This is a genomic window from Stenotrophomonas indicatrix (assembly GCF_002750975.1).
GTDB lineage: Bacteria > Pseudomonadota > Gammaproteobacteria > Xanthomonadales > Xanthomonadaceae > Stenotrophomonas > Stenotrophomonas indicatrix.
On sequence record NZ_PEJS01000001.1, the window covers coordinates 318860 to 345247 of the forward strand.

Consider the following 26388-nt stretch of genomic DNA (forward strand, 5'->3'; position numbering starts at 1 on the left):
GAGGGCCAATGTCATCTATGCGCCTTTCACACCTACCTCCGCGACCGGTTCCGATGCGACTGGCTGTTGCCATTGCCGTCATGCTTGCTGCTGTCTCGGCGCAGGCGACCGCAGGCGCGCCAGACGCACAGGCCAGCCTCCTGGAGCAGCGCGGCCGCATGCCTGCGGAGTTCCGCGAGCATCTGTTCGGCAATCCGCTGACCGTGCGCGTGGAACTGGACGGGCAGTACCTGGGCGACGCCGAAGTACTGCTGCATGAAGACAACCGCGTACAGCTGATCGGCTTCGTCGAAAGCATCGACAGCCCGTGGCCGCAGAGCGAGCGCACGCGCTGGGCCGAGCAGCTGGCCGAACCGCTGCCGCTTGGCATATGCGCGCCGCAGTGCCGTGGCCTGGCCGCGCTGCACTACAGTCTGGCCAATTCGCTGCTGAGCCTGTTGACGCCGGCAACTGCCAGTGCGGAACAACGCAACATTGCCCTGCCGGCGTCCGGCAGCCACGGCTTGATCGTACGCAACAGCCTGGCGGTGCATGGCGGCCAGGACCAGCCGGCCAGCGCACGCTACAGCGCTGAACTGAGTGGCAGCATCGGTCTGTGGAGCACGGTTGGCAGCTACCAGTACTACGCCCAACCCGGCAGCACGGATCACTATCTCAGTGCGTTGTATGCACAACGCGAGCTCGGCGATCATTTCGTCCGCGCGGGCTATTTCCTGCCCACGTTCGAGGGCATCATCCGCCAGCCACGCGCGCCGGGTACGCAGAATGACACCGCACTGGGAGTGATGTTCGGTTCGTCGGATGTACTGCTGGCCGACACGCGCAGCGCCAGCGTCTATCCGGTCTATGTCACCGCCAACCGCGACGGTGTAGTGGAGATTCTGCGCGACGGCAACCTGCTGGCCACACAGGCCGTGAAGCCCGGCGTGCAGGAGATCGACACACGTCGCCTGCCAGGCGGCATCTACGACGTGGTACTGCGGGTCATTGAAGACGGCCAGGAGGCCTCGCGCGAAACCGCCTCGATCCACAAACCCAGCCGTTGGCGTGATCCCACTCGACGCTGGCGCTACAGCGCGTTCGCCGGCCAGCAGCGCAGCCTGCTCGACAGCGATCGTTCAATGCAGGAAGGCGAGATCGCCGCCGGTGCGGTGGTCAACTACCTGCTGCACCCGCGCGCAGTGGCCGGTGCCACCGTGCAGCAGATCGGCACGCGCCGCGCCACCGGCCTGTCGATGGACTGGCAGGCCAGTGATCGCTTCAGCGCCTACACCAATTTCTACACCTCCAGCGATGCCGGGCGCGGCGTGGATCTGCAGGGACTGTATCGCTACCGTGCCGGTTCGGTGGTCGCCAACCACGCGCGCAGCTGGGCAGAGCAGCGTCATCGGCTGCCCGCCAGCGAGGGTGCGCCGCCACGTTGGGAAACCCGGGGAGGCTGGCAGGACACCACGGCCGTATCGATCACCCATCGCTTCAGTCACCGCGATAATGCGAGCCTGCGCGTGGCCCGCAGTTCCGGCTTCACCCGTGGCACCGGCATCGACGTTTCCTACGGTCGCCGCGAGACCCTGTTCGGCAGGCATGACGTCAACTGGCGTGTCTCGGCCTACGACCGTCCGGGCAGCCGCTTCACCCACTATCGCCGCCAGCGCGGCATCGATCTGACCGTCAGTGTGTCACTCGGCAGCGAGCGCCGCAGTTACAGCGGCAGCTTGGGCAGCCGGACCGGCGAAGCCGGCCAGCGCGACGGCTACGTCACCGCGGTCGCCACCCAGCGTGTGGATGGGAAGATCCTGCGCAGCGTCAATGGCATGGTCACAGCTGAACGCAGCGGCATTGGCGCCGGCGCCGGCGCCTATCTGCAGAGCCCATTGCTGGAAGGCGATGTGCAGCTGTATCGCGCTGCCGGTTCCGGCCACGTTGGCGGCAGCGCCAACCTGGACAGCACCTTGGTGATCGGGGGAGGACATGCTGCCGTGCTGGGCCAGGGACGCAGCGGCAGCGTGGACACCGGCATCATCGTCGACGTGCGCAGTGACTTCCCCGATATCAAGCTGCGTGCCGACGACAGTCGTGGCGGTGGCGTGCAGCTGCGCCCGGGACGCAACTTCGTTCCGGTCACCGCCTATCGTGCGGGACGGGTGCAGTTCGACTTCCACGGCCGGCACGCACCTGCGGCGGCGCTGCAGCCGTCGACCATCAGCTACCACCTCAACAAGGGCGGCGTGGTGCATACCACGGTGGATGTACTGCGCACCTTCACCGTGATGGGGCAGGTACTGGATGCCGATGGCAATGGCATGCGCGGGGTGCAGGTGATCAACCACGCCGGCCGCAACGTCAGCCAGGAAGAAGGCTTCTTCACCCTTGAACTCAGCGCACGCGCGCCGGTGGTGGAGCTGCGCTATCCGAATCGGATCAGCTGTGTGCTGACCATGGAGGAGGGCCGTCACCCCCGAGAAGGCGATGTACTGATGGTGGGCGGCATCGGTTGTCCGCCGTCGGTGGTCGCGCACTAGCCCATTGTTCCGACGAACCAGGCAGGTCTAAAGCATGACTATTGGCATCCGGCTGTTCCCGTTGCTGGCCCTAATGGCGGCGTTGCCTGCCACCGCACAGGTGGTGGACGTCAACGTCACCGGCGAATTCAGGCCCAACGCCCTGGATCCGGGCGATACCGCATTCCGCAACACGACACCCCGGGGCAGCTTCTGCAACTGGAGACCGGCCGAATGCGATAGAAAAGGGGCCTATATCTTCGACCTCGGCAACCGCGAGTACTGGCGCAAGCAAGGGCCGAGCGACGACACGTCAAGGCGTGATACCACCTACATCCGCTTCCCGCCACCGCGTACGATCACCCTGCAGGAGGTATCGAGCGGACGCACCTTCGAGGCGACCATCAGCTTTGCGGCCCTGTCCATGCGCATCAACTTCGGTGGTGGCGGCGATCCCTGGTACTACGGCGTCAGTGGAGGTTGTACGGCCATCCGCGGCGCCGGTGGGGTTGGATTCTCCCTGGGTGGTTGGGCGGCGCGGACGCCAGCCAGCCCCACCGAGTGCTACAGCACCAGCACGCGGTATGGCCGCACCTATTCCTACCGGAACGTGGGGCTCGGCATCCACGTCACCCTGCCCAATGCAATGACGCTGCAGGACGGCCGTTACGTGGCCCAGGAAACCTGGACCACCGGCGGCGCCGGGGCCGACATCGATCTGGGCGACAACATCACCGGTGTCGAGGCCGTGCGCATGAACTTCGTGTTCGATGTGATCCACGACTTCCAGGTGCGCTTCGCCACCGAGGCGCCGCGCGTACAGTTGGCGCCCGAAGGGGGCTGGTCGCCCTGGATCGATCATGGCACTGCGCCGGCGAGGCTGCGCCAGGAGCTGCCCTTTCATCTGACCACGTCGATGGACTTCAGCATGAAGCTGCGCTGCCAGCACCACGTCGGCGACCAGTGCGGTATTCATGATCCGCAGGCGGACAAGCAGGTGCCGGTGGAGGTGGACGTCACCCTTCCGGGCATGAACAACCTGCGCGATGGTCGTCCGGCGCAGAACACCGTACTGCTGGCCGATGACGGTCAGGCACCGCGCTTCACGCCCGATGGTTACCTCATGCAGCGCCGTTCGACCCTGCGCTTCACCGCCGGGCGTGACGCGGTGCTGGAGATGGTGAAGACACCGGGCTCGCGCTGGGAAGGAGACATGACCGTGTTGTTCGACGCCAATCCCTGAGCCTGGGGCAGGGATTGGCGTGGTCGAGGTGCCGCGGAAGCTGGCTACGCTACCCGCAACTGCACATCCACATACTCGGCCAGCCCACGGCAGGCCAGCAGCAAGCCTTCGCGCACGTCATCGCCCACCTGCTGGTCGGCATCGCCGTCCACGCGCAAGCGCTCGATGGCGTGCAGCAGTTCCAGCAGCAAGGTCAGCCCGGCATTGGCGCGGTCGATGCGTGCCATCGCGAAACCAAAGCACTGTTTGCGTCCCTTGTCCGGCCACGGCTGGCCATCGGCGGCGTCCACGTGGCGGATGCGCTGCAGGCAGCTGAGCAGGGTGATGCCTTCGTCGGCGTGGGCGCGCATCGTGCTGCCCAACGTGGTTTCCAGTGCTTTGGCCAGATCGTCTGGCAGGCGTTCGACGGCGTCGCCCAGTGTGGCGAACAGATAGGGATAGAGCGAAGAAGTCATGGCGGCGTCCTTGAGTGCGAAGCAAGGGGCCGCCCTCGCGCTGGGCGAGGGCGGCGGACGGTGCGTGGTTGCAATACCGGAGGTTGATGTAGAAACGCCGGCGGGTACGAGCCCCCCACGCACCGCCCGCCATAGGGCACGGACGGATTGCCTGCCGACGCCGCCCAACAAGGAAAGCGCGACGCCGACAGGCAAGCGTAAACAACACATCAACCTAACGGGATTGCAAGCCCGTGCCACCCGTTGTCGGTGGCGCGCCATGATGTGCACGCAGGTGCTGCTATACCAATCAGAAAAGTTTCAATTTCGAAAACATTGCAGACGCATATCGAACGCACTGCGCGAAACCGGAGCACGCCTGCGCGTGCCAGTTGCGACACTTGTTGTAGAAAGCAGATCACCACTTGTAAGCCACGCTCAGGTTCGCCGTCTTGGCGGTGGGGGCATTGGTAGGCTCAAAGGTAATGTTACCCGCCAATCGGGCGTCATCCACATTGAAGTTGACGTCGGTGCGCGTGTTGACCAGACCGATGTCGCGGCCCACCAGCAGCAGGTTGCCATCGCCGCCGATCAGCTGCGCGCCATTGGCCACGGTGATGTCGTAGGTATTGTCAGCGGCTGCATTGACCCGGATGGCAGCGCCGCGACCAGATTGCAGGGTGGAGTTATCGATGTTCAGACGGATGCGTTGATCCGGATTGACTTCGCCCCAGAGCACCGCGCCGATATTGGATGCATCCACACGCGAGCCGTTGACGATATCCATCTGCCCGAACTGGATTCGCACGCCAACGCCGTTGCCGACATCGCGGCTGGCGACTGGGGCGTCTTCCACGTAGATGGTGGTGACGTTGATGGTCGCCCTGGGGCTGGCAACACCGAAGCCTGCTGCCGAGCCTGCCAAGTCGACGCCGACCGAAAGGCGCTCGCCAGGTGCCAACCCGGCAGTGGTCACTGAGATCGAGCTCTGCGCCAGGACGGCCGGCGTGGTGCCACCATTCAACCCGATGCCCCCCAAAGATCCGGCTTCGGGCCAGAGCGAGATACGCCGAGTCGTTCAGCGTAATGGCTCTCTGACTGGTTCCACTACGGGTTACCACGGCGTCCCAGATGTTTAGCTCGGAGTCGTCATTAGCCACGATCTGCAGCGTCTGCCCACCGTCCACATTCAGGATCGAGCCGATGACCAGGGTCCAGGCCTCGACCGGGTCGCCTGCAGATACGTCGGCGCGCTGGTCGTCCAGATCACCGGCCAGCGCCATGCCGGCTGGGAAGGTTCCCAGGGCCAGCAGCAGGCCGCGTGCTCACCCGCGGTGGACTCGGGCATGGGCTGTCGGTACGCGGTGGCGATGTGCAGCTGCGTGACAGCGTGATCGAGACGCACAACAGTGCCAGCGGACTGGTCGTCAGCGACGGTACCCTGCTGGCCGAGCTGGGCCTGCGCATGGCCTGGTAAACAGCGACACCAGGCCGACGCCGGGGTCGGATCCCAGTGCCCGTGGCAATGGGATCTGACCCCAAGCGCTCTGGCTGCAGAACCGCCGAGCATGGCTCGGCTCCACCATCGTGCTGAGTTGGGATCGGACATGAACGATGTCCACGTCTGTCGCGATTGTCCATTGAATGACTGCGCAAGCGCTGGCCATGCTGCCCGATCGCTCGCTGACGGTCGCCCGCATGCTTCACCCCGAACGCTCCCACAACGCTGCCATCGATGGCCTGCGTGCACTGGCCGTGCTGGCCGTCATCGTCTTCCATGCGAACGCGGCGTGGCTGCCCGGTGGTTTCACCGGCGTGGACCTGTTCTTCGTGGTCTCCGGCTTCGTGATCAGCCAGTCGCTGGCATCGCGTGCAGGCATGCCACTGGGCGCGCTGCTGCTCGATTTCTACCGGCGCCGCGTGCTGCGCCTGTTGCCGGCGCTGCTGGTGATGCTGATGGCCACCTTCGTGCTGTCAGCGCTGTTCATTCCCCGCGCCTGGCGCAACGAGCAGTTCGACCAGACCGGCTGGGCGGCGCTGGTGGGTTTCAGCAACGTGGTACTGGCCGGCCAGCAGGATGACTACTTCTCGCCCGGCGCGGAACTCAATCCGTTCCTGCACACCTGGACGCTGGGCGTGGAGGAGCAGTTCTACCTGGTGTTCCCGCTGCTGTTCTTCGTCTGGTTGCGCGGCCGCGACCGCTGGCCGTGGTCGCGTGTGCTGTTGCCGGCGCTCACGGTGCTGTCGCTGGCGTGGGCGGCCTGGCAAGCGCAGACGGCCCCGGCGGCGGCGTTCTACCTGCTGCCGTCGCGGTTCTGGGAACTGGCGGCCGGTGCGCTGTTGTACCAGTGGATGAGCGCGCGCGGTCCCGGCAAGCGCAGGGACGCGCTCGCACTGCCCGGCCTGGCGCTGCTGCTGGCGGGCGTACTTGTCGCGCCGCAACTGGCGATGCCGGTGCCGGGTGTGCTGGCCACGGTGGTCGGCACCCTGCTGCTGTTGGCGGCGGTAGCCGGGCATGGCCAATCGCGGGTCGGCCGCGCCCTGGGCTGGGCACCGCTGTCGTACCTGGGGCGACTGTCGTATTCGCTGTACCTGTGGCATTGGCCACTGCTGGTGCTGCTGCGCTGGACCTACGGGCTGCAGGGCGCTGCGCTGTGGCTGTATCCGGTACTGCTGCTGGCCGTGTCGGCCGCGTCCTACCACTGCGTGGAACGTCCGCTGCGCAGCGCGCTGCCGCTGTTGCGGCTGGCGCCGGCGAAGGTGCTGGCGATGGCGCTGCCGGTGTTGGGGCTGTGCGGCGCCGGCGCCTGGGCGACGGTGGAGTACCACCAGCAGATCTCGCTCAGCGTCACCCGCGATGGCTACGCATGGCAGGCGCGTCGCTACCCGGCGTGGCGACCGCTGGAACCGGTGAGCGCACCTGCCCTCGAAGGGCGACGCCTGTTTGTTGTCGGCGACTCGCATGCGGCGGCCTACCGCACGATGACCAGCATGGTCGCGCGACAGACCGGGATGGAGATCCGCCAGGAGGATCGCGGTGGCTGCAGCTTCGTCAATCTGCTGCGGGCCAGCCCGGCCGACTGCCAGGACTTCATCGAGGACAGCCTGTCGGCCATCGAACGCGACGCGCGCCCGGGTGACATCGTGTTGCTGGCGGCGCTGCGCATGCCGGAGCTGCGAGGGTTCGACTGGCAGCAACAGGACGCACAGCAGATTTATCGGCAGTTGCGGGCCGAACGCACGCCCGCGCATGCGCAGGCGGCACATGATGAAGCCGAGCGTGTGCTGGGCCGCCTGCAGCGGTTGGGTGTGCACGTGGTCATCGATGCACCGCTGCCGCTGTTCAAGGCCGGGGCCTATCGCTGCTCGGACTGGTTCAACCGTAGCAATCCGGCGTGCGCCGGTGGCCTGAGCATGTCGCGCGCGGATCTGCAGCGGCTGCGTGCGCCGCAGATGGCACTGCTGGCCGAGCTGGCCGCGCGTTACCCGTCATTGACCGTGTGGGATCCGCTGCCGCTGCTGTGCGGACCGGATACCTGCTCGGCCGTGCAGGACGGTGAACCGCTGTTCTTCGACAACGATCACCTGAGCGGCCATGGCAACCGCGTGCTGTTGCCCAGCTTCCGGCAGACCCTGATCGATGTTGCGGGCGACAATCCACTGTAGCGCCGGGCCCGCGCTTGGCTGCTCTCCGTTCCGCTCGCGCAAGCCCGCGCGTCGCGTTGCGAGCCGCGCATGGCTCGGCTCTACCGCCTTCCGCGGCCTATGCCGGCGGCAGCACCTTGCCCGGGTTGAGGATGCCATCCGGGTCCAGCGCGACCTTGATCGCGCGCATCGCCGCCAGCGTTTCCGCGGTGAACGCCTTCGCCATGAAATCACGCTTGGCCAGGCCGATGCCGTGTTCGCCCGACAGCGTGCCACCCAGCGCCAGCGTCAGTTCGAAGATCTTCGGCAGCGCGGCATGCGCGCGCGCGTTCTCGTCGGCATCATCGGGGTGGTAGAGGATGTTGACGTGCAGGTTGCCGTTGCCGGCATGGCCGAAGGTGACGATGGTCAGCGAATAGTCGTGGGCCAGTACCTGCACGCCAGCCACCAGATCGGGGATGCGCGATACCGGTACCACTACGTCTTCGTTGATCTTGCCCGGGGCGACGCTGCGCAGCGCGGGTGACAAGGCCTTGCGTGCGGCCCACAGCTGGTCACGCGCGCGGCCTTCCATTGCCACGTCCAGTGCGATCATGCCGTCACCTTCGGCGGCGGTCGCCAATGCCTGCAGCAGGTAGGGCAAGGTGTCGTGGTCGCCGTCGGCTTCCACCAGCAGCATCGCGCCAGCGTCGGGTACGTCGGCACCGTTGAGGCGCAGCAGCTCCAGGCTGCGTGCGTCCATGAATTCCAAGCGCGTGGGAACGACCGGCTGCGACATCAGCCGCGAGACGGCAGAGGCGGCCGCGTCGGCATCGCGGTACAGCACACGCAGCCCGGCCTGGCTGACCGGCAGCGGGGTCAGCTTCAGCGTGGCTTCCACGATCAGCGCCAGCGTGCCTTCGCTGCCCACCAGCAGGTGGGTGAGGTCATAGCCAGTGGCGTCTTTGGTGTAGGCACCGCCGCAGCGGATCACCTCGCCGGTACCTGTCACTGCTACCAGGCCCAGCACGTTGTCGCGGCTGGTGCCGTACTTCACCGCGCGCGGACCACCGGCATTGCAGGCGAGGTTGCCGCCGATGCTGCAGATCTCGGCGCTGGACGGGTCCGGTGCCCAGAACAGGCCGTGCGGTGCCAGTGCCTGCTGCAGCGTTCCGTTGAGCACGCCCGGTTGTACCACCGCACAGCGGTCGCCGGCGCGGATCTGGAGGATGCGGTCCATGCGGGTGAACGACAGCACGATGCTGCCGGGCAACGGCACCGCAGCGCCGGTGGTGCCGGTGCCCGCACCGCGCGCGACCAGGGCCACGCCATGCGCGCGGCAGGCACGCACCAGCGCCTGCACCTGTTCGATGTCGGCCGGCAATGCCACCGCAGCCGGGCGCTGGTGGCGCCACGAGTTGTCCTGCGCGTTCGCCTCCAGTGCGCCGTCATCCATGCGCCAGCCGTCGCTGCCCAGCAGGGCGGTCAGTTCGGCAACCAATGCGGAGGGCAGGGCAGTACTCATGACAGATCTCGTGGGGCAGCGGGGGCGGGGTGAATCAGTTTCCAGGCGATGACAGCGCCGGCCAGCGGCAGCCACACCCAGCGCAGTTCCGACAGCAGGGTGGTCAGGCCGCGCGCGCTGAAGAACTGCGGCGCGAACGGCGACACGCGGATCGGCCGCCAGGGTGCGAAGAAGCGGTGTTCGCTCCAGGGCCAGGCCAGCGCAACGCCAAGGCCGCCGGAGGTCAACGCATCCAGCAATGGATGGCTGGCGGCGCAGACGAACACGAACGCCGCCGCTTGTACGGTAGATGCCAACCTTGGCTTTGCCGTGGTAGGTGCCAACCTTGGTTGGCACAGCACCGCCAACCAAGGTTGGCGACTACCGGAGCTGAGCGGCGCCGACCCAGGTCGGCGGCTACCAAAGAACGCCAGCACCGCCGCCAACACTGCGAGCACCAGGGCGAACAGCAACGAGTGGCTGGCCCCGCGATGGCCGAACGCATCGGCGTAGGGAATGTGCAGGGCAAACGCGAGTACATCGGCGTCGGGCAGCATCGCCGCGATCACGCCGGCGCCCAGCAGGCGCGGCGGAATGCGGCCGCGATCAGCAGCGCACCACAACGCCAGTGGTACCGCCGCGTGGGTGATGATCGAAGGCATCAGTCACGCACCGTGGTAGTGCCGGCCAGGCTGCGCTCTGGTAGGTGCCAACCTTGGTTGGCACAGGAGCGCCGACCAAGGTCGGCCTCTACCAGAGCGGACGGTAGCCATCAGCAATCATCCAACCGGAACGCATCGCGCAGCCAGTGCAGCTGCGGTGGTTCGCCCGTGGCTTCAACCACGTCGAAGCGGCAGGGCGCGTTGGCCACGGCGGGGTGTTCCTGCAGGTACAGCTGTGCCGCGTGGATCAGGCGCCGGCATTTGCGCGGATCGACCGAGGCCGCGCCGCCACCGAAGTCCTGTCGCGCGCGGTAGCGCACTTCCACGAACACCACGGTGCCGGCGTCATCCATCACCAGGTCCAGTTCACCACCGCGATAACGCACGTTGCGCGCACGCGGCTGCAACCCGGCCTGCTGCAGATGCTGCTCGGCGGCGGTTTCCACCGCCGAGCCACGTTGCAGGTGCTCAGCGACCACCGGCGATCGGCATCGGCCGGCCACCGCTGAAGGTCGACCATGCCGGCTGGCGCAGGATGTTGCCGTTGCTGTCCAGGTACAGCGTGCCGGTGGCGCCGTCCAGGCCGCCTTCGGTGGCCAGCTTGTCCAGGTAGGCGCTGATCTTCCACGCATCGGCGCCGAAGGCGAACAGGCGGCTGGCGGCGCCGCGCGCGCTGGGCAGGGTCTGCGCGACCTGGGCAGCGGACGGCACGCCGGACACGCTGCGCACGTTCCAGGCTTCGTTCGGATAGATGATGCCGTCCAGCGCCACGTCTTCTTCGACCTTGCCACTGCCGGTGGTCAGCTGCGAGGTACCCACGCGGGTGGCACCACCGGCACCGGCCAGCGCCAGCTGCGGGGCCAGCAGGCGGGCCTGCGGTGCACGTACGGCCAGGAACACGGCATCGACCGCGCCGGCGTTGCGCACCTGCGCGCTGACATCCCCCACGGTTTCGCTGATGGCGATGGTGGCGGCGACGCTGCCGCCGCGCTGGGCAAAGCGCTGGGCGAAGGCGGCTGCGGCGCGACGGCCGGTGTCGTCGCTGCTGTTGATCACCAGCGCCTTGCTGCGCTCGCGGCCACGCATGTATTCGGCGGCGACGATGCCGTCGTCCTCCGGTGCCAGCGAGAAACCGGCGCTGCCGGCGGGCGGTGCATCCTTGCCGCGGTTCAGGCCGAGCACCGGCACCGGCAGCTGCTGGCGGCCGTACACGGCGTCCACCTCGTCGCGGCCGAGCGGGCCGACCACGAAGTCGGCACCGGAAGCGACGGCCTTGTCATACGCGGCCAGCGCACCGGCCGGGGTACCGGCGGTGTCGAAGAAATTGACCTCCGGACGACGGCGGGTTTCACCGTAGTAGGCGCTGAGCAGGCCATCGCGCACCGGTTGTGCGGCGGTGGCCAGGCGACCACTGAGCGGCAGCAGCACGGCCAGCTTGGCCGGCGGGCGGTAGCCATCGCTCATCGCTGGCGGGCGCTTGCTGGTGTCGAACTGGGCGGCGCCATCGCGATCGAACGGGCGCGGCAGCGGCAGGCCACGGGCGATCAGCGCACGGCCTGCAAAGTTGTACAGCGGGTCATTGGCCGGCAAGGCGGCGGCGCGGCTGCGCAGGGTGGCATCGTCGAGGGTGCCGAGCAGGCCGGAGATGGCGGCCTGGTTCTCGCTGCGCGCGGTGCCGGTCAGGCCTGCATGCGCACGGGCGCGTTCGGTGGCGGCGCCAAAGGCATCGCCGGTGGCCTGCAGGGCACTGGCGCGGGCCAGTGACCAGCGCGTGCGCAGGCTCGGGTGCACGTTGTCGGCATGATCCTTCAGCAGGGCCAGTGCCTGCGCCGGCTGCTTGTCGGCCAGCGCCAGCTCGGCGCTGGCCAGCTGGTAACGCTGCAGGCTGGCGCCGGTCAGCTGGCGGGCGGTCACCTGGCCCAGCAGGCTGCGCGCGCGCGCGCTGTCGCCGGCCAGGTGCCAGGCCCAGGCCGCATCGGCCAATGCGTTGCTGCGGGCACCGCCACGCAGGGTCGCGGCCAGCGCTTCCAGTTGCAGGGCGGCGTCGCGCGGCTTGCCTTGTTCAATCAGCGCCAGCGCCTGGCTCTGGGCCGGCGATTCGGGCGTGCTGACGAGGCTGGTGGTGGCACAACCGGCCAGCAGCATCAACGACAGCGACAGGGCAGAGATGCGTGCGGCGGGCTTGTTCATGATCGGGTCCATGCGATGAGGGCAGCGGCCTTGGCCAGGTACACGCTAGGATTCTACCCTTGCCCCGTGAGTACCGCTGAAATGAGTGTCCCAACCCTGTATGTCGTCGCCACGCCGATCGGCAACCTGGCCGATCTGAGCCCGCGCGCGCAGGAGGTATTGCGTTCGGTGGCGGCCATCTGCGCCGAGGACACCCGCCGCAGTGGCCAGCTGCTGTCCCATTTCGGCATCCAGCAGCCGCTGGTGGCCCTGCACGAACACAACGAAGAGGCCCTGGCCCAGCGCCTGGTGGCGCGGCTGCAGGCGGGCGAGTCGCTGGCGCTGGTCAGCGATGCAGGCACCCCGCTGGTCAGCGATCCGGGCTTCCGGCTGGTGCGTGCCGCGCGTGCTGCCGGCATCAAGGTCAGCCCGATTCCCGGCGCCTGCGCGGCCATCGCTGCGCTGAGCGTGGCCGGCCTGCCCAGCGACCGCTTCAGTTTCGAGGGATTCCTGCCGGCCAAGGCCAGCGGCCGCCGCGATCGCCTGCAGGGGCTGGCCGGCGAAGTGCGCACGATGGTGTTCTACGAATCCTCGCACCGCATCACCGAGTCGTTGGCCGACATGGCGGCGATCTTTGGCGGCGAGCGCCCGGCCGTGCTTGCGCGCGAGCTGACCAAGCTGTTCGAGACCGTGCTGGATGGCGACCTGGCCGGGTTGCTGGCGCAGGTGGAAGCCGATGACAACCAGCGCAAGGGCGAGTTCGTGGTGATGGTGCAGGGCGCTGGCGACGATGCCGAGGCGCAGCTGGCACATGGCCGGCACGTCTACGCCAAGCTGAGCGAGCACCTGCCACCGTCGACCGCAGCCAAGCTGGCGGCCGAGTTGACCGGCGCACCGCGCAAGGCGTTGTACGGCAGTTGAGTGGGTGAAGGAGATCCACGCCATGCGTGGATGAAAGCAGCCCGGAATGCAGTAGATCCACGCCATGCGTGGATGAAGTGGCCCTGGACAAGGATGAGGACGATGTCGGCAAAAGGACTTTCACTGGTGTTGGCCCTGGCCCTTTCCGCCCACGCGTGGGCGGGCGAGGAGATCGATCCATCGGATCTGGGGCGTGGCTTCACCGGCTATGAGTTGTTCGATCCTGGCCTGGTGCAGTTGCGGCAGGGCCCGTATGTGGAAGGCAACCACGCGATCGTCATCTACACCGCCGCACGGGAGGCCGTGGACCTGGCCGAGGGCTGCCCGCAGGTGGACCCCGCTGCGCGCGAAGCGATCGAGCAGGCCTACCAGCAGATGGCGGCCAGCCAGCACCGGTATGTAAGTGCGCGCCAGTGGACGCGGCTGCGCGAGGCGCTGCACGGCAGCTACAAGCAGCCGCCGCTGCGTGGCGTGCTGGAATGTGGCGCGTTTGCCATGCAGGCCCCGCATTTCGATGAACGTATGGAGGGGCGCCTGCTCGCCCACACCGAGATGTCGCGCTCGGCCAACGGTGCCGTCGATGATCGCGCCGACGCGTTGCGGCCCGTGCTGGGGTTGGGGATGGCGGGAGGGACGCTGGTCAATCACGTGCTCAACGGCAGCAACGCCGAGCGGGCCGGCCTGAAGGCAAATGACGAGGTGCTGTCGGTGCAGGGAACCGCCGTGGCGACGACCTACGGCATCGAACAGGTCCTTCGCGCGTACGCGCCCGGTGATCGCATCCAGCTGAAGGTGCGCCGCACGGTGCTGGATCTGGCAACCGGGGCCTCGTCGCAGGAGCTGGATATCGCGCTGGTGCTCCAATCGCGGGCAGCGCTGCTGGCCCGTTGAGCCTGCAGGTGCGGTGTGCAGCCACGCGTGGCGTGGCTCTGCTGCGGGGGCGGATGAACCGCACGCCGCAATCAAACCGGCAGGGCGGGCCCGCGTACGCTAGAATGCGCGCGGCGGAGTCGGCCAGACAGTCGCGTCATCCCTTCGGGGGTGCCGAGGAAAGTCCGGGCTCCATAGGGCAAGGTGCCAGGTAACGCCTGGGCGGCGCAAGCCGACGGAAAGTGCAACAGAAAGATACCGCCTACGTCTTCTTCGGAAGGCCGGTAAGGGTGAAATGGTGCGGTAAGAGCGCACCGCGAGTCTGGCAACAGACCGGTACGGCAAACCCCACCTGGAGCAAGACCAAATAGGGATCCATTGGCGCGGCCCGCGTTGGATCCGGGTAGGTTGCTTGAGCGTTGCGGCGACGTAACGCCTAGAGGAATGACTGTCCACGACAGAACCCGGCTTATCGGCCGGCTCCGCCCCTTCATTCCATCCACGTCCATCCACGCATGGCGTGGATCTACCACGTCCATGCACGCATGGCGTGGATTTACCTATCGCCATGCACGCATGGTGTGTGGACCTGGTAGTGCCGGCCGCTGGCCGGCAACCGCGGGACCTGCCCGAAGATCCAGAAGTTGCCGGCCAGCGGCCGGCACTACCGGGACGATGACCGGGCTCAACCCGGCGTGCGGTACTGCCCGGCGGAAATGAACTGCGAGAAGCGCTCGCACCACACCACCACGGTGGTGAACTGGTCCACGTCCACATTGGCCGGCACGTCCACCAGGAAGCGGTTGAAGGTCTTGACCTCACCGACGCGCTGGGCCTTGTCCTTGATCTTCAGAAAGTCCGCTTTGTTGTCGACGAAGTCCTGGACCAGGTAGACCTTGTAGTCAGGACCCGGGCCCATCTTGCCGTTGAAGGCGACCTGGCGCGCGCTGACGCTGACCTTGCCTTCGGCCCAATGCACCGCGTCACTGCCTTTGAGGTCGCGACGGAAGGTGGTGTGGTAAGTGGCGTCGGCCATCGCCGCCTGCACCTGCGCGACCGGCGGATCATCGGGAGCGATCAGGATGGGCAGCAAATACACGCCCAGGCCGAAGCCAAGGCCGAGGGTGAGCAGGTGGGTGGCGAGCAGGATGAGGATGCGGCGCATGGGGCCTCCTTATGGGTGTGGATCGCGCGGCATGGCGCCGGGCAGGGCTACCTTGGGAGGCTGAGGGCGACATTTATAGACACAGTGCCGAAGGCGAAAAGGGCACAGCGGAGTGCCTGTGACGCTGAAGCCCTTGTGGCAGAAGCGGGTATTGGTCACGCCCGGAAGCTGAATGACGCATTTGACCTGTCCCGTCGACGGCCCATTTGATGGAAAACACGACACGCCGGGCGCCAGAGTGCCGGCCAGCGGCCGGCACTACCGTTCCAGTCAGAAAATGACGTGACCCTGTCCGCTGGGTACGCCCTGCGGACCAAAGCGGCGCTCATGGATTTCGCCGTGGCCGTTGCCATCAATCAGCAGCACGGTACTGGCGCGGGTGCCGTAATCGTCACCACGGATGAAGGCGGGGCTGAGCCAGCGTTCGCGTTCCAGGCCGATGCCGGTATCGGGCAGGTCGCTGTCGACCGGGCGATGTTCATCGGCCAGGGCATCCCACAGCGGGGTCAGGTCCGGGGTCAGATCCCTTTCCCGTTGGGAAAGGGATCTGACCCCGTCTTGTTCCAGCCACGCCGACAGCGCATCCATCAGCCGCCGGGTCTTCGGCCAGGGCGCATCAAGCGCGCCGTTGGACATGCCGTGCACGCCCGAGCCAAGCGTCTGCCGTTCGGCCGGGTGGTTGCCCAGATACTCCAGGCTGTGGCCATCGGCCAGCAGCAGGTTGAACGGGGCATAGGCAGTGGAGATCCCGGCCAGACGTTCTATATGTATGGCCGCCGGATCGCGGCCACGCAGGTAGTCGGCCACCAGGGCGCCACGCGATGGCCCGGTCTGGGAAGCCTGCGGATCGCGGACGTTGGTCACCACCGCCATCCGGCCGCCGGCACCCACCCCGGCCCAGCCGCCGCCCGAGCGCAGGTCGCGTCCGCCGATGACCGAGGTCTCATCCTGCCAAGGGGCCAGGGCTGCGGTCGGTCGGGCGTGGAACTCATCACGGTTGCCGGCCATCACCAGCCGCCAGCGCGGGTGGTGCAGCCAGCCAATAGCAAGCAGGCACATGGCGCCATTGTGCCCGGTTTGCGCAGTCCGACGTCGCTTTCGGCCCGTTCCGGATGAATGCGCAGCCCATGTTTCACGTGCCCTCCACACCCCTGAACTTCCGTTCAATCTCAAAAATTGAGACGGATCAGCAACTTGTGGATAAACCTTGAACAACTCTCTAAACATCGGCGCAAACCATTGATGCGGCTGGCGATTTCCCTGCTGAAAAGTTGTTGACAACCCTTGGGCCGCTGCTAAGGTGGGCATCAGAGGGAAATCCGGGTGTTTTGTGGATTTTCGTGGTTCAATGTTTCACCGGGCGAAGGATAAGGTGCAGGCGTCGTGTTCCAGGGCGAGACGGCCATCACAGTTGACGACAAAGGACGCATGGCGGTTCCCACCGCTCACCGCGACCTGGTTGCGCGCGTCAGCAACAACCGTCTCGTGTTGACCTACAACCCCTTCGAATCCGGCTGCCTGTGGCTGTACGCCGAGTCGGAATGGGAGCGGGTACGCGACGACGTCATGTCCAAACCCAACACACAGCGCGTCGTACGTCTGCTGCAGCAGAAGCTGGTCGGTTCAGCCGCCCACCTGGAGCTGGACGGCAACGGTCGCATCAGCATTCCCGCCAGCCACCGCGGTGCGGTGGGCATTGAGAAGAAGGCGGTATTGCTCGGTATGGGCGACAAATTCGAATTGTGGAGCGAGCAGGCGCATCGGGCCCTGATCCAGCAGACGTTGTCTGATGAGGATCTGGGTGATGGGTTGCTCGACCTGAAGTTGTGAGCCGGGGTGCCCGGATGCGCCCAGAAGCGCAGACCGGTCACCTTCCGGTGTCGCAGTCGCCGGCGGTGCATCTGCCGGTCCTGTACACCCAGGTCCTGGAAGGCCTGAGGGTGATCGAAAACGGACGTTATCTGGATGGCACGTTCGGTCGTGGCGGTCATGCACGTGGCGTGCTCACCCAGCTCGGTCCCGAGGGACGCCTGCTGGTCATGGACAAGGATCCGGAAGCCATTGCCGTTGCCGAGCGCGATTTCGCGCCGGACCCGCGCGTGTCGATCTTCCGTGGCAGCTTCGCCCAGCTGCTGCAGTGGAACGAGACCGCCGAAGGCCTGGATGGCGTGCTGTTCGACCTTGGTGTGTCCTCGCCGCAGCTGGATGTGGCCGAGCGTGGCTTCAGCTTCGGCAAGGACGGCCCGCTGGACATGCGCATGGACCCGGACAGTGGCGAAAGCGCTGCGCAGTGGATAAACCGCGTTGAAGATCGCGAGATCGCCGACGTGCTGTGGACCTACGGCGAAGAGCGGCAGAGCCGGCGCATCGCCCGCGCCATCGTGGCCCGCCGCGAAAAGCAGCCGTTCACCCGTACCGCCGAGCTGGCCGAACTGATCGCCTCGGTGATGCCGCGCGGCAAGGACAAGATCCATCCGGCCACGCGCAGCTTCCAGGCCATCCGCATCCACATCAACCGCGAACTGGCCGACCTCGAAGCCGGCCTGGACGCGGCGGTGGAGCGCCTGAAGCCCGGTGGCCGGCTGGCGGTGATCAGCTTCCACTCGCTGGAAGACCGCATCGTCAAGCAGTACATGAACCGCCTGGCCAAGGCACCGCCGGCCAACCGCCGGCTGCCCGAGGCGCAGGCCTTCGTGCCGACCCTGGACCTGATCGGCGGTGCCATCAAGGCCACCGACGAAGAGCTGGCGATGAACCCGCGCGCCCGCAGCGCCGTGCTGCGTGTGGCCCAGAAGCGGGAGGCCGATGCATGAGCCGGCTGCTGCTGATCATCCTGTTGGCCTGCACCGTGGCCTCGGCGATCGGCGTCGTGTTCGTGCGTCACCGTCACCGGCAGACGTTCATCGAGCTGTCGCGCGCCGAGCGTGCACGCGATGACCTGAACATCGAATTCGGCCGCCTGCAGCTGGAGCAGGCGACCCTGGCCGAAGCCAACCGCGTGGACAGCATCGCCCGCGAAAAGCTCGGCATGAAGTTCCCCGAAGCCGCCGACGTGGTGGTGGTGCGCCCATGAGCAAGACCGGCCGCAACCGTCCCCGCAACGCCTTCAACCTGCGCCAGCGCCTGCGCTGGGTGGCCCTGGCGCTCGGCCTGTGCTCGGTATCGCTGGTGGGTCGTGCCGCCTACGTGCAGATCATCAACAGCGACTTCTACCAGCGCCAGGGCGAAGCGCGTTACCTGCGCGAACTGCCGATCAAGACTTCGCGCGGCATGATCACCGACCGCAACGGCGAGCCGTTGGCGGTGTCCACGCCGGTCGCCTCGATCTGGGTGAACCCGCAGGACCTGCTGCGTTCGCCCGAGCGCATCCCCGAGCTGGCACAGGCGGTGGGCATGTCGGTGGACGAGCTGAGCAGCCGCCTGTCGCAGAAGTCGGACAAGGAATTCATGTACCTGCGTCGCCGGATCAATCCGGACGAGGCAGAGCGCGTGGTCGCGCTGAAGATTCCGGGCGTGGCCGCGCAGCGCGAGTTCCGTCGCTTCTACCCGCAGGGTGAAGCGATGGCACACGTGCTGGGCTTCACCAACATCGACGACCGCGGCCAGGAAGGCCTGGAGCTGGCCTTCGACGAATGGCTGCGTGGCAAGCCCGGCGGCAAGCGGGTGATCCGCAACCGCAAGGGCGAGACGGTCGAAAGCGATCTGCTGCGTGCGGCCGAGCCGGGCAAGGACCTGACCCTCAGCATCGACCGCCGCATCCAGTACCTGGCCTTCAAGGAACTGCGCAACGCGCTGGTGGCCAACAAGGCGGCCGGCGGCTCGATGGTGATCATGGACGTGACCACCGGCGAGATCCTGGCCATGGTCAACCTGCCGACCTACAACCCGAACTCGCTCAACGGCGCGGTGCCGGACACGCGCCGCAACCGCGCGGTGACCGATCTGGTCGAGCCGGGTTCGACGATGAAGCCGCTGACCATCGCCACCGCGCTGCAGTCCGGGGTGGTGACCAAGGACACCATCATCGATACCAACCCGGGCTACATGCAGGTTGCCCGTTTCACCATCCGCGATGTGCCGCGCAACAACGGCGTGCTGAACGTCACCGGTGTGATCACCCGCAGCTCCAACATCGGCGCGGCCAAGATCGCCGCGAAGATGCCCGACCAGGTGTTCTACGACGGCGTGCGCCGTTTCGGCTACGGCTCGGTGCCGCACAGTGGCTTCCCCGGCGAGTCCGGCGGTGTCGTGCGGCGCCCCGCCAACTGGGACGGCGCGACCAAGACGACCATGTCCTACGGCTATGGCCTGAATGTCACGCCGCTGCAGATCGCCACCGCGTACTCGGCGCTGGCCAACGGCGGCAAGCTGATCGCGCCGACCTTCGTCAAGGGCCAGCGCAACGAAGGCCAGCAGATCATCGACGAGAACGTCGCCAAGCAGGTGGTGGCGATGATGGAAACGGTGGTCACCCAGGGCGGTGCCAAGCAGGCGGCGGTGCTGGGCTACCGCGTGGCCGGCAAGACCGGTACCGCGCGCAAGACCGGCCCCGGTGGCTACGAGCGCGGCCACTACAACGCGCTGTTCGCCGGCGTGGTGCCGGCCACCAATCCGCGTTTTGCCACCGTCATCGTCATCAACGATCCGCAGGGCGGCAAGTTCTACGGCGGCCTGGTGTCGGCGCCGGTCTATCACAACGTGATGGAAGGCACCCTGCGCCTGATGGACGTGCCGCTGGATGACCTGCAGTCGTGGCTGGCTGCCCAGCAGTCCGGAAAGATCGGGCATTCGGCCTCGGTGCTGCCGGTGCCGCCGGCCGAAGCCGCACTGCCGGTGGATGCCGCCGCTGAATTCGATGCCGCGCTGCCCAGCGCGCACCCCCATGTGCCGCCCGCCACGGGAGGCACGCAATGAGTCCTTCGATGTTGCTTTCGCAGTTGCTTCCGGACGTGGCCCTGGCGGGCCATGATCCCGTTCTGACCGGCCTGGTGCTGGACAGCCGTGCCGTGCGCCCCGGCAATGCCTTCGTTGCCATTGCCGGCTTCGGCGCGCATGGCCTGGGATTTGTCGAGCAGGCGCGTGCTGCCGGTGCCGGCGCGATCCTGTTCGAAGCGCCCGCGCCTGCCGAGCTGCCTGCACCGGCCGATGCCATCGCCGTGCCGGACCTGCGCGCGCGTCTGGGGGCAATGGCCGACCAGTTCCATGGCGCGCCTTCGCGGGCGATGACCATGGTTGGCGTGACCGGCACCAACGGCAAGACCTCCACCGTGCAGCTGCTGGCCCAGGCCTGGCACCTGCTCGGTACGCCCAGTGGCAGTATCGGCACGTTGGGCGCCGGACTTTATGGTGCGGTCGAGCCGACCGGTTTCACCACCCCGCTGGTGCTGCAGATGCATGCACTGCTGGCGCAGCTGCGCGACGATGGCGCGCGCGCGGTGGCGATGGAAGTCAGCTCGCATGCGCTGGACCAGGGCCGCGTGGATGCGGTGCACTACGACGTGGCGGTGTTCACCAATCTCACCCGCGATCACCTTGACTACCACGGCGACATGGCCAGCTACGGCGCGGCCAAGGCGCGGCTGTTCCATCGCCCGGGCCTGAAGGCGGCGGTCATCAATCTTGACGATGCGTTCGGTCGCCAGCTGTTCGCCGGCCTGCCGGCGGGCGTGCAGGCCATCGGCCTGAGCTCGCGTGGTGCCGACGGTGCCAGCGTGCGCGCCGAAGCGCTGCAGCTGGATGGCCGCGGCATCGGTTTCGAACTGGTCATCGACGGCCAGCGCGCTGCGGTGCAGTCGCCGCTGCTGGGCCGCTTCAACGTGGACAACCTGTTGGCCGTGGCCGGCAGCCTGCATGCGCTGGGGCATCCGCTGCCGCGCATCGCCGAGGTGCTGTCGGCACTGCAGCCGATCCGTGGCCGCATGAACCGCCTGGGCGGTGAAGACGGTCTGCCGACCGTGGTGGTTGATTACGCACATACGCCCGACGCGCTGGAACAGGCGTTGGACAGCCTGCACGGCCACCTGCAGGGCACGCTGTTCTGCGTGTTCGGCTGCGGTGGCGAGCGCGATACCGGCAAGCGCCCGCAGATGGCTGCCATTGCCGAGCGCCTGGCCAACCAGGTCATCGTCACCGACGACAACCCGCGTGGCGAAGACGGCGACGTGATCGTGGCCGACATCCTGGCTGGCTTTACCGATGCCTCGGCCGTGACCGTGCAGCGCAACCGCGCGCGTGCGATCGGCCTGGCGGTGAAGCGCGCCGGTGCCGGCGACATCATCCTGATCGCCGGCAAGGGCCACGAGCCCTATCAGGAAGTGAATGGCGTGCGCCATGACTTCGACGACACCGAAGTGTCGGCCGCCGCGCTGGCTGCGAAGGCCGGTGTGTTGGCCGCTCAGGCAGGGGAGGGCGCCGCATGAAGCGCACCCTGCTTTCGCTGATCGCGCACTGGGCCGGTGGCGAGATCCACGGCGACGACGTGGCCATCGACGCGGTCAGCAACGATACCCGCAGCCTTGGCCCGGGCAGCCTGTACGTGGCGCTGCGTGGCGAACGCTTCGACGGCCACGATTTTGCTGCCGACGCACAGGCACGTGGCGCCAGCGCGTTGCTGGTCGAGCGCCTGCTGCCGCTGGACCTGCCGCAGGTGCTGGTGGCCGACAGCGAGCGCGCGCTGGCGAAGATCGCCGCCGGCATGCAGCGTGACCGCGCGACCGAACTGTTCGCCATCACCGGCAGCAACGGCAAGACCAGCGTCAAGAGCCTGCTGCTGGTGATCCTGCAGCAGGTGGCCCAGCACGCGCACAAGGTGGTCTACGCCAACCCGGGCAACCGCAACAACGAGATCGGCCTGCCGCTGGCGGTGATCGACGCACCGGAAGATGCCGACTACGCCGTCTACGAGATGGGCGCCGGCAAGCCGGGCGACATCGCCTACCTGACCGACATCGCGCGCCCGCGCTATGCCCTCGTCAACAACATCGCCCCGGCCCACCTGGAGCGGATGGGCAGCCTGCTCGGCGTGGCGGTGACCAAGGGCGCGATCTACGCCGCACTGCCGGCCGATGGCGTGGCCGTGATCAACGCCGACGATGCCTACGGGCGCTGGTTCGAACAGCATTTCATCGGTACCCCGGCACGTTGCCGGGTGCTGCGCTATGGCCTGGAACACACCGCCGACGTCACCGCGCGCGACATCCGCGCCGGTGCGCAGGGCAGCCGCTTCACCCTGGTCACGCCGATGGGCGAGACGGGCGTGGTGCTGGGCCTGCCGGGCCGCCACAACATCAGCAATGCGCTGGCCGCCGCCAGCCTGGCGCTTGCCGCCGGCATCGAGCTGTCACTGGTGGCCACCGGCCTGGCGGAAGCGCAGCCGGTGCCGGGCCGCCAGATCGCCCATCAGCTGCACAACGGCGCGGTGCTGGTGGACGACAGCTACAACGCCAACCCTGGTTCGCTGGCCGCCGCCATCGACGCACTGGCCGCCGCCCCGGAAGAGGGCTGGCTGGTGCTGGGTGACATGCGCGAGCTGGGCGCCGACGCCGAGGCGCTGCATGCACAGGCGGGCATCCGCGCGCGTGCCGCCGGCCTCAAGCGCCTGTATGCGCTGGGCCCGCTCAGCGCCGCTGCCGCCGCTGCGTTTGGCGAGGGCGGACAACATTTCACCACCCATGACGCGCTGTCGCAGGCGCTGAAGGAAGCGCTGCACGCCGGCGTGCGCTGCCTGGTCAAGGGTTCCCGTGGCAGCGCCATGGACACGATTGTCAAAGCGCTGCTGGCGCAAGGAGAGGAATCCCCGCATGTTGTATGAACTGGCTCGATGGTTGCAGCAGTTGGAGAGCCTGTTCGGGCTGTTCAACTACCAGACGTTCCGCGCCATCCTTGCCGCGTTGACGGCGCTGTTCCTGTCGCTGTGGCTCGGCCCGGCGATGATCCGCAAGCTTGCCCAGTTCAAGGGCGGCCAGCCGATCCGGACCGATGGTCCGCAGACCCATTTCTCCAAGGCCGGCACGCCGACCATGGGTGGTTCGCTGATCCTGCTCACCGTCACCCTGTCGGTGCTGATGTGGGCCGACCTGCGCAACCGCTACGTGTGGCTGGTGCTGGCGGTGATGCTGTGCTTCGGCGCCATCGGCTGGTACGACGACTGGATCAAGATCGTCCGTCGCGACCCGAACGGCCTGAAGTCGCGCTGGAAGTACCTGCTGCAGTCGATCTTCGGCCTGGCTGCGGGCATCTTCCTGTTCCAGACCGCCGACGTACCGGCGGCGCTGACCTTCTACATCCCGATGTTCAAGTCGGTGGCGCTGCCGCTGGCCGGCATCGGCTTCGTGGCCATCGCCTATTTCTGGATTGTCGGCTTCTCCAACGCGGTCAACCTGACCGACGGCCTGGACGGGCTGGCGATCATGCCGACGGTGCTGGTGGCCTGCGCGCTGGGCGTGTTCGCCTATGCGTCGGGCAACGCGGTGTTCGCCAACTACCTGCAGATCCCGCAGATTCCGGGCGCCGGTGAGCTGGTCATCATCTGTGCGGCGATCGCTGGCGCGGGGCTGGGCTTCCTGTGGTTCAACACCTATCCGGCCATGGTGTTCATGGGCGATATCGGCGCGCTGTCGCTGGGCGCGGTGCTGGGCACCATCGCGGTGATCACCCGCCAGGAACTGGTGCTGGTGATCATGGGCGGCGTGTTCGTCATCGAAACGCTGTCGGTGATGATCCAGGTCGCCTCGTTCAAGCTGACCGGCAAGCGCGTGTTCCGCATGGCGCCGATCCACCACCACTTCGAACTGAAGGGCTGGCCGGAGCCGCGCGTGATCGTGCGCTTCTGGATCATCTCCGTCGTGCTGGTGCTGATCGGCCTGGCCACGTTGAAGGTACGCTGATGAATGACCTGTCGCACCAGGCAACACGCCTTGAGGCCATCGGTGGCAGCTACGACAAGTGGCTGCTCGGCGCGATGATCGCGCTCACCGGGCTGGGCGTGGTGATGGTGGCGTCCAGCTCGATCGCGTTGATGAGCAGCCCGTTCTATTACCTCAACCGTCACCTGATCTTCCTGGCGGTCGGCATCGTGTTGGCCATCTTCGCCGCGCGTACCGAGCTGAAGACCATCGAGCAGTACAACCAGATGCTGCTGCTGGGCTGCTTCGCGCTGCTGGTGGTGGTGTTCGTGCCCGGCCTGGGCAGCAGCGTCAACGGTGCCCGCCGCTGGATCAATCTGGGCATCTCCAAGTTCCAGACGGTCGAAGCGGTGAAGGTGCTCTACATCGTCTGGCTGTCCAGCTACCTGGTGCGCTTCCGCGACGAGGTCAACGCGACCTGGCCGGCGATGCTCAAGCCGCTGGGCGTGGCCGGTGCGCTGGTGGTGCTGCTGCTGCTGCAGCCCGACTTCGGCTCGTCCACCCTGCTGCTGGCGATCACCGCCGGCATGCTGGTGCTGGGCGGGGTGAACATGCCGCGCATGTCGATGCCGGTGGTGATCGGCCTGGTCGGCATGAGCGCGCTGGCGATCATCGAGCCGTACCGCATGCGCCGCATCACCTCCTTCCTCGACCCGTGGGCCGACCAGCAGGGCGACGGCTACCAGCTGTCCAACGCGCTGATGGCGGTGGGCCGCGGCGAGTGGACCGGCGTTGGCCTGGGCAATTCGGTGCAGAAGCTGTACTACCTGCCCGAGGCGCACACCGACTTCATCTTCTCGGTCACCGCCGAGGAATTCGGTTTCCTGGGCACCTGCGTGATCGTGGCCCTGTACGCACTGCTGGTCGGTCGCACCTTCTGGCTGGGCATGCGCTGCGTGGAAATGAAGCGCCACTTCTCCGGTTACATCGCCTTCGGCATCGGCCTGTGGATCAGCATGCAGACCTTCGTTTCGATCGGCGTGAACCTGGGCATCCTGCCGACCAAGGGCCTGACCCTGCCGCTGATTTCGTCGGGTGGTTCGTCGGTGCTGATGACCTGCGTGGCGATGGGCCTGCTGCTGCGCGTGTCCTATGAACTGAAGCGCGCCGAGCGTCGCCAGGCCGTGCGCATGGGCGCTGCCGACGATGTTGCCGGCCCTGCCGCCGCCGAGCCTTCTGCTGCACCGGTGGCGAAGAACGTGCCGATGGCTGCCGCGCCCGCTGCGGCCGAGCCGGCCGCCGTGCGTGGCACCAGCCGCCTGCAGTCGCGCGTCGAACCCACCTTCGGGAGGCTCGGATGAGCGCGGCCCAGAACAACAGCCGGCCGGTGATGATCCTGGCCGGTGGTACCGGCGGGCACATCTTCCCGGGCCTGGCCGTGGCCCGCGTGCTGCGCGCGCGTGGCGTGCCGGTCACCTGGATGGGCGCTGATGGCGCCATGGAAACCCGCCTGGTTCCGCAGCACGACATCCACATTGATACGCTGGCCATCACCGGTCTGCGCGGCAAGGGCAAGCTGGCGCTGCTGGCCGCGCCGTGGCGCCTGATGCGCGCGCTGCGTGCGGCCGGCCTGATCATCCGTGATCGCCAGCCGCGTGCGGTGGTCGCCTTCGGTGGCTTCGCTTCCGGCCCCGGTGGCATGGCCGCGCGCCTGCACGGCCTGCCGCTGATCGTGCACGAACAGAACCGCGCGCCGGGCCTGACCAACCGCATCCTGTCGCGCTACGCGCGCCGCCTGCTGACCGGTTTCCCGGGCACCTTCGCTGCACGCGAAGAGTTCGTGGGCAATCCGGTGCGCGCCGAAATCGCCGCCGTCGCGCCGCCGCAGCAGCGCCTGGCCGATCGCAGCGGTCCGCTGCGCCTGCTGGTGCTGGGCGGCAGCCAGGGTGCCCGCGCGCTCAACAGTGGCGTGCCGCAGGCACTGGCCAGCCTGGGTGCGCAGGTGCCGGTGATGGTGCGTCACCAGAGCGGCGAGAAGCTGCATGCCGAAGCGGTCGAGGCCTATGCCAAGGCCGGCGTGCAGGGCGAGGTCACACCGTTCATCGCCGACATGGCCGAAGCCTTCGCCTGGGCCGACCTGGTGGTGTGCCGTTCCGGCGCGTCCACGCTGGCCGAACTCTGCGCGGTCGGCATCGGCAGCGTGCTGGTGCCATTCCCCGCTGCTGTCGACGATCACCAGACCCGCAATGCGGAGTACCTGGTCGAGCGCGATGCAGCCGTATTGCTGAAGCAGGACGAAACGCTGGCAGACGGCATTGCCGCGCTGCTGCGTGATCTGTCCGAAAATCCCGCCCGCCGCATGCAGATGGCGCAAGCCGCGCGTGCCCTGGCCAAGGTCGATGCCGCCGAGCGCATCGCCGATATCATTCTCGAGGAAGCTGTATGAAGAAGG

The 26388-nt window shown here is 67.3% G+C and carries 23 protein-coding genes and 1 other RNA gene; 16 read left to right on the plus strand and 8 right to left on the minus strand.

Annotated elements, in window-relative coordinates:
- The first annotated feature begins 80 nt into the window (after positions 1 to 80).
- Both CR918_RS01420 and CR918_RS01425 read left to right on the plus strand, forming a co-directional pair.
- Entirely contained in the window at positions 81 to 2522 is a 2442-nt protein-coding gene (locus CR918_RS01420; protein WP_099841902.1) for a TcfC E-set like domain-containing protein, read from the plus strand.
- 34 nt (positions 2523 to 2556) lie between these two features.
- Positions 2557 to 3744 carry a hypothetical protein gene (locus CR918_RS01425; protein ID WP_133119656.1) on the plus strand — a complete coding sequence of 396 codons (1188 nt, stop codon included), beginning with the start codon at positions 2557 to 2559 and terminating at the stop codon, positions 3742 to 3744.
- 44 nt (positions 3745 to 3788) lie between these two features.
- Here CR918_RS01425 and CR918_RS01430 read toward each other — a convergent pair whose 3' ends face one another.
- Positions 3789 to 4199: a hypothetical protein gene (locus CR918_RS01430; protein ID WP_099782824.1), complete on the minus strand. Its 411-nt coding sequence runs from the start codon at positions 4197 to 4199 to the stop codon at positions 3789 to 3791.
- 397 nt (positions 4200 to 4596) lie between these two features.
- On the minus strand, positions 4597 to 5154 hold the full coding sequence (locus CR918_RS01435; RefSeq protein ID WP_133119657.1) for a hypothetical protein: 558 nt from the start codon (positions 5152 to 5154) through the stop codon (positions 4597 to 4599).
- Positions 5155 to 5499: 345 nt separating this feature from the next.
- On the opposite strand from CR918_RS01435, the gene CR918_RS21120 reads away from it, so the two are divergent.
- The gene (locus tag CR918_RS21120) at positions 5500 to 5655 is read left to right on the plus strand and encodes a hypothetical protein (RefSeq protein WP_157804317.1); all 156 of its coding nucleotides are present in this window, start codon (positions 5500 to 5502) and stop codon (positions 5653 to 5655) included.
- Positions 5656 to 5822: 167 nt separating this feature from the next.
- Positions 5823 to 7844, plus strand: coding sequence for an acyltransferase family protein (locus tag CR918_RS01440; protein WP_099841905.1), 2022 nt, complete (start codon positions 5823 to 5825; stop codon positions 7842 to 7844).
- Between the two features lie 97 nt (positions 7845 to 7941).
- On the opposite strand, the gene CR918_RS01445 is transcribed toward CR918_RS01440, so the two are convergent.
- The 4 genes from CR918_RS01445 to CR918_RS01460 all read right to left on the minus strand — a co-directional run bounded on the left by CR918_RS01445 (position 7942) and on the right by CR918_RS01460 (position 12158).
- Positions 7942 to 9327 (minus strand): FAD-binding oxidoreductase, encoded by a 1386-nt coding sequence (locus tag CR918_RS01445; RefSeq protein ID WP_099841906.1) that lies wholly within the window; start codon positions 9325 to 9327, stop codon positions 7942 to 7944.
- Entirely contained in the window at positions 9324 to 9968 is a 645-nt protein-coding gene (locus CR918_RS01450; RefSeq protein ID WP_099841907.1) for a metal-dependent hydrolase, read from the minus strand. The genes CR918_RS01445 and CR918_RS01450 overlap by 4 nt, the downstream gene beginning before the upstream one ends.
- 110 nt (positions 9969 to 10078) lie before the next feature.
- Positions 10079 to 10447 (minus strand): YraN family protein, encoded by a 369-nt coding sequence (locus CR918_RS01455; protein ID WP_180831553.1) that lies wholly within the window; start codon positions 10445 to 10447, stop codon positions 10079 to 10081.
- Positions 10437 to 12158: a penicillin-binding protein activator gene (locus CR918_RS01460; protein WP_032974902.1), complete on the minus strand. Its 1722-nt coding sequence runs from the start codon at positions 12156 to 12158 to the stop codon at positions 10437 to 10439. The genes CR918_RS01455 and CR918_RS01460 overlap by 11 nt, the downstream gene beginning before the upstream one ends.
- An 81-nt stretch (positions 12159 to 12239) precedes the next feature.
- On the opposite strand from CR918_RS01460, the gene rsmI reads away from it, so the two are divergent.
- The 3 genes from rsmI (at position 12240) to rnpB (ending at position 14416) form a co-directional block, all read left to right on the plus strand.
- Positions 12240 to 13058 (plus strand): 16S rRNA (cytidine(1402)-2'-O)-methyltransferase, encoded by an 819-nt coding sequence (gene rsmI / locus CR918_RS01465; protein ID WP_025876607.1) that lies wholly within the window; start codon positions 12240 to 12242, stop codon positions 13056 to 13058.
- 102 nt (positions 13059 to 13160) lie between these two features.
- Complete coding sequence (locus CR918_RS01470) at positions 13161 to 13949, plus strand: PDZ domain-containing protein (protein ID WP_165780883.1); 789 nt, start codon at positions 13161 to 13163, stop codon at positions 13947 to 13949.
- Between the two features lie 115 nt (positions 13950 to 14064).
- Positions 14065 to 14416, plus strand: an RNA gene (gene rnpB, locus CR918_RS01475) — RNase P RNA component class A.
- A 197-nt stretch (positions 14417 to 14613) separates the two neighbouring features.
- On the opposite strand, the gene CR918_RS01480 is transcribed toward rnpB, so the two are convergent.
- Both CR918_RS01480 and CR918_RS01485 read right to left on the minus strand, forming a co-directional pair.
- Positions 14614 to 15093 carry a DM13 domain-containing protein gene (locus CR918_RS01480; RefSeq protein WP_033830354.1) on the minus strand — a complete coding sequence of 160 codons (480 nt, stop codon included), beginning with the start codon at positions 15091 to 15093 and terminating at the stop codon, positions 14614 to 14616.
- Between the two features lie 270 nt (positions 15094 to 15363).
- Positions 15364 to 16152, minus strand: a complete 789-nt coding sequence (locus CR918_RS01485; RefSeq protein ID WP_099841909.1) for an NRDE family protein — start codon at positions 16150 to 16152, stop codon at positions 15364 to 15366.
- Positions 16153 to 16476: 324 nt separating this feature from the next.
- Between CR918_RS01485 and mraZ the strand changes: the two genes are divergently transcribed.
- Genes mraZ through murG form a run of 9 tightly spaced genes read left to right on the plus strand, consistent with a single transcriptional unit; the run spans position 16477 to position 26382 of the window.
- A complete protein-coding gene (mraZ, locus tag CR918_RS01490; protein ID WP_025876601.1) occupies positions 16477 to 16923 on the plus strand; it encodes a division/cell wall cluster transcriptional repressor MraZ in 447 nt (148 codons plus the stop codon).
- Positions 16924 to 16937: 14 nt separating this feature from the next.
- Positions 16938 to 17906 (plus strand): 16S rRNA (cytosine(1402)-N(4))-methyltransferase RsmH, encoded by a 969-nt coding sequence (gene rsmH, locus CR918_RS01495; protein WP_025876600.1) that lies wholly within the window; start codon positions 16938 to 16940, stop codon positions 17904 to 17906.
- On the plus strand, positions 17903 to 18166 hold the full coding sequence (ftsL, locus tag CR918_RS01500) for a cell division protein FtsL (protein ID WP_025876599.1): 264 nt from the start codon (positions 17903 to 17905) through the stop codon (positions 18164 to 18166). Before rsmH ends, ftsL begins: the two co-directional genes overlap by 4 nt.
- Positions 18163 to 20007 carry a peptidoglycan D,D-transpeptidase FtsI family protein gene (locus CR918_RS01505; protein WP_025876598.1) on the plus strand — a complete coding sequence of 615 codons (1845 nt, stop codon included), beginning with the start codon at positions 18163 to 18165 and terminating at the stop codon, positions 20005 to 20007. The genes ftsL and CR918_RS01505 overlap by 4 nt, the downstream gene beginning before the upstream one ends.
- Positions 20004 to 21512 (plus strand): UDP-N-acetylmuramoyl-L-alanyl-D-glutamate--2,6-diaminopimelate ligase, encoded by a 1509-nt coding sequence (locus CR918_RS01510; RefSeq protein WP_025876596.1) that lies wholly within the window; start codon positions 20004 to 20006, stop codon positions 21510 to 21512. Before CR918_RS01505 ends, CR918_RS01510 begins: the two co-directional genes overlap by 4 nt.
- Positions 21509 to 22903, plus strand: coding sequence for a UDP-N-acetylmuramoyl-tripeptide--D-alanyl-D-alanine ligase (locus tag CR918_RS01515; RefSeq protein ID WP_099841910.1), 1395 nt, complete (start codon positions 21509 to 21511; stop codon positions 22901 to 22903). Before CR918_RS01510 ends, CR918_RS01515 begins: the two co-directional genes overlap by 4 nt.
- Positions 22893 to 23978, plus strand: coding sequence for a phospho-N-acetylmuramoyl-pentapeptide-transferase (gene mraY / locus CR918_RS01520; protein ID WP_025876592.1), 1086 nt, complete (start codon positions 22893 to 22895; stop codon positions 23976 to 23978). The genes CR918_RS01515 and mraY overlap by 11 nt, the downstream gene beginning before the upstream one ends.
- Positions 23978 to 25297 carry a putative lipid II flippase FtsW gene (gene ftsW / locus CR918_RS01525; RefSeq protein WP_099782846.1) on the plus strand — a complete coding sequence of 440 codons (1320 nt, stop codon included), beginning with the start codon at positions 23978 to 23980 and terminating at the stop codon, positions 25295 to 25297. Before mraY ends, ftsW begins: the two co-directional genes overlap by 1 nt.
- Positions 25294 to 26382 (plus strand): undecaprenyldiphospho-muramoylpentapeptide beta-N-acetylglucosaminyltransferase, encoded by a 1089-nt coding sequence (gene murG / locus CR918_RS01530; RefSeq protein ID WP_099841911.1) that lies wholly within the window; start codon positions 25294 to 25296, stop codon positions 26380 to 26382. Before ftsW ends, murG begins: the two co-directional genes overlap by 4 nt.
- Positions 26383 to 26388 lie beyond the last annotated feature (6 nt).

Excerpts from the sequence above, each read along its gene's own strand:
- CR918_RS01420 (WP_099841902.1), top strand. The coding sequence starts at position 81 with ATGCTTGCTGCTGTCTCGGCGCAGGCGACCGCAGGCGCGCCAGACGCA.
- CR918_RS01425 (WP_133119656.1), top strand. The coding sequence starts at position 2,557 with ATGACTATTGGCATCCGGCTGTTCCCGTTGCTGGCCCTAATGGCGGCG.
- CR918_RS01430 (WP_099782824.1), bottom strand. The coding sequence starts at position 4,199 with ATGACTTCTTCGCTCTATCCCTATCTGTTCGCCACACTGGGCGACGCC.
- CR918_RS01440 (WP_099841905.1), top strand. The coding sequence starts at position 5,823 with ATGACTGCGCAAGCGCTGGCCATGCTGCCCGATCGCTCGCTGACGGTC.
- CR918_RS01445 (WP_099841906.1), bottom strand. The coding sequence starts at position 9,327 with ATGAGTACTGCCCTGCCCTCCGCATTGGTTGCCGAACTGACCGCCCTG.
- CR918_RS01450 (WP_099841907.1), bottom strand. The coding sequence starts at position 9,968 with ATGCCTTCGATCATCACCCACGCGGCGGTACCACTGGCGTTGTGGTGC.
- CR918_RS01460 (WP_032974902.1), bottom strand. The coding sequence starts at position 12,158 with ATGAACAAGCCCGCCGCACGCATCTCTGCCCTGTCGCTGTCGTTGATG.
- rsmI (WP_025876607.1), top strand. The coding sequence starts at position 12,240 with ATGAGTGTCCCAACCCTGTATGTCGTCGCCACGCCGATCGGCAACCTG.
- CR918_RS01470 (WP_165780883.1), top strand. The coding sequence starts at position 13,161 with ATGTCGGCAAAAGGACTTTCACTGGTGTTGGCCCTGGCCCTTTCCGCC.
- CR918_RS01480 (WP_033830354.1), bottom strand. The coding sequence starts at position 15,093 with ATGCGCCGCATCCTCATCCTGCTCGCCACCCACCTGCTCACCCTCGGC.
- CR918_RS01485 (WP_099841909.1), bottom strand. The coding sequence starts at position 16,152 with ATGTGCCTGCTTGCTATTGGCTGGCTGCACCACCCGCGCTGGCGGCTG.
- rsmH (WP_025876600.1), top strand. The coding sequence starts at position 16,938 with ATGCGCCCAGAAGCGCAGACCGGTCACCTTCCGGTGTCGCAGTCGCCG.
- ftsL (WP_025876599.1), top strand. The coding sequence starts at position 17,903 with ATGAGCCGGCTGCTGCTGATCATCCTGTTGGCCTGCACCGTGGCCTCG.
- CR918_RS01505 (WP_025876598.1), top strand. The coding sequence starts at position 18,163 with ATGAGCAAGACCGGCCGCAACCGTCCCCGCAACGCCTTCAACCTGCGC.
- CR918_RS01510 (WP_025876596.1), top strand. The coding sequence starts at position 20,004 with ATGAGTCCTTCGATGTTGCTTTCGCAGTTGCTTCCGGACGTGGCCCTG.
- CR918_RS01515 (WP_099841910.1), top strand. The coding sequence starts at position 21,509 with ATGAAGCGCACCCTGCTTTCGCTGATCGCGCACTGGGCCGGTGGCGAG.
- mraY (WP_025876592.1), top strand. The coding sequence starts at position 22,893 with ATGTTGTATGAACTGGCTCGATGGTTGCAGCAGTTGGAGAGCCTGTTC.
- ftsW (WP_099782846.1), top strand. The coding sequence starts at position 23,978 with ATGAATGACCTGTCGCACCAGGCAACACGCCTTGAGGCCATCGGTGGC.
- murG (WP_099841911.1), top strand. The coding sequence starts at position 25,294 with ATGAGCGCGGCCCAGAACAACAGCCGGCCGGTGATGATCCTGGCCGGT.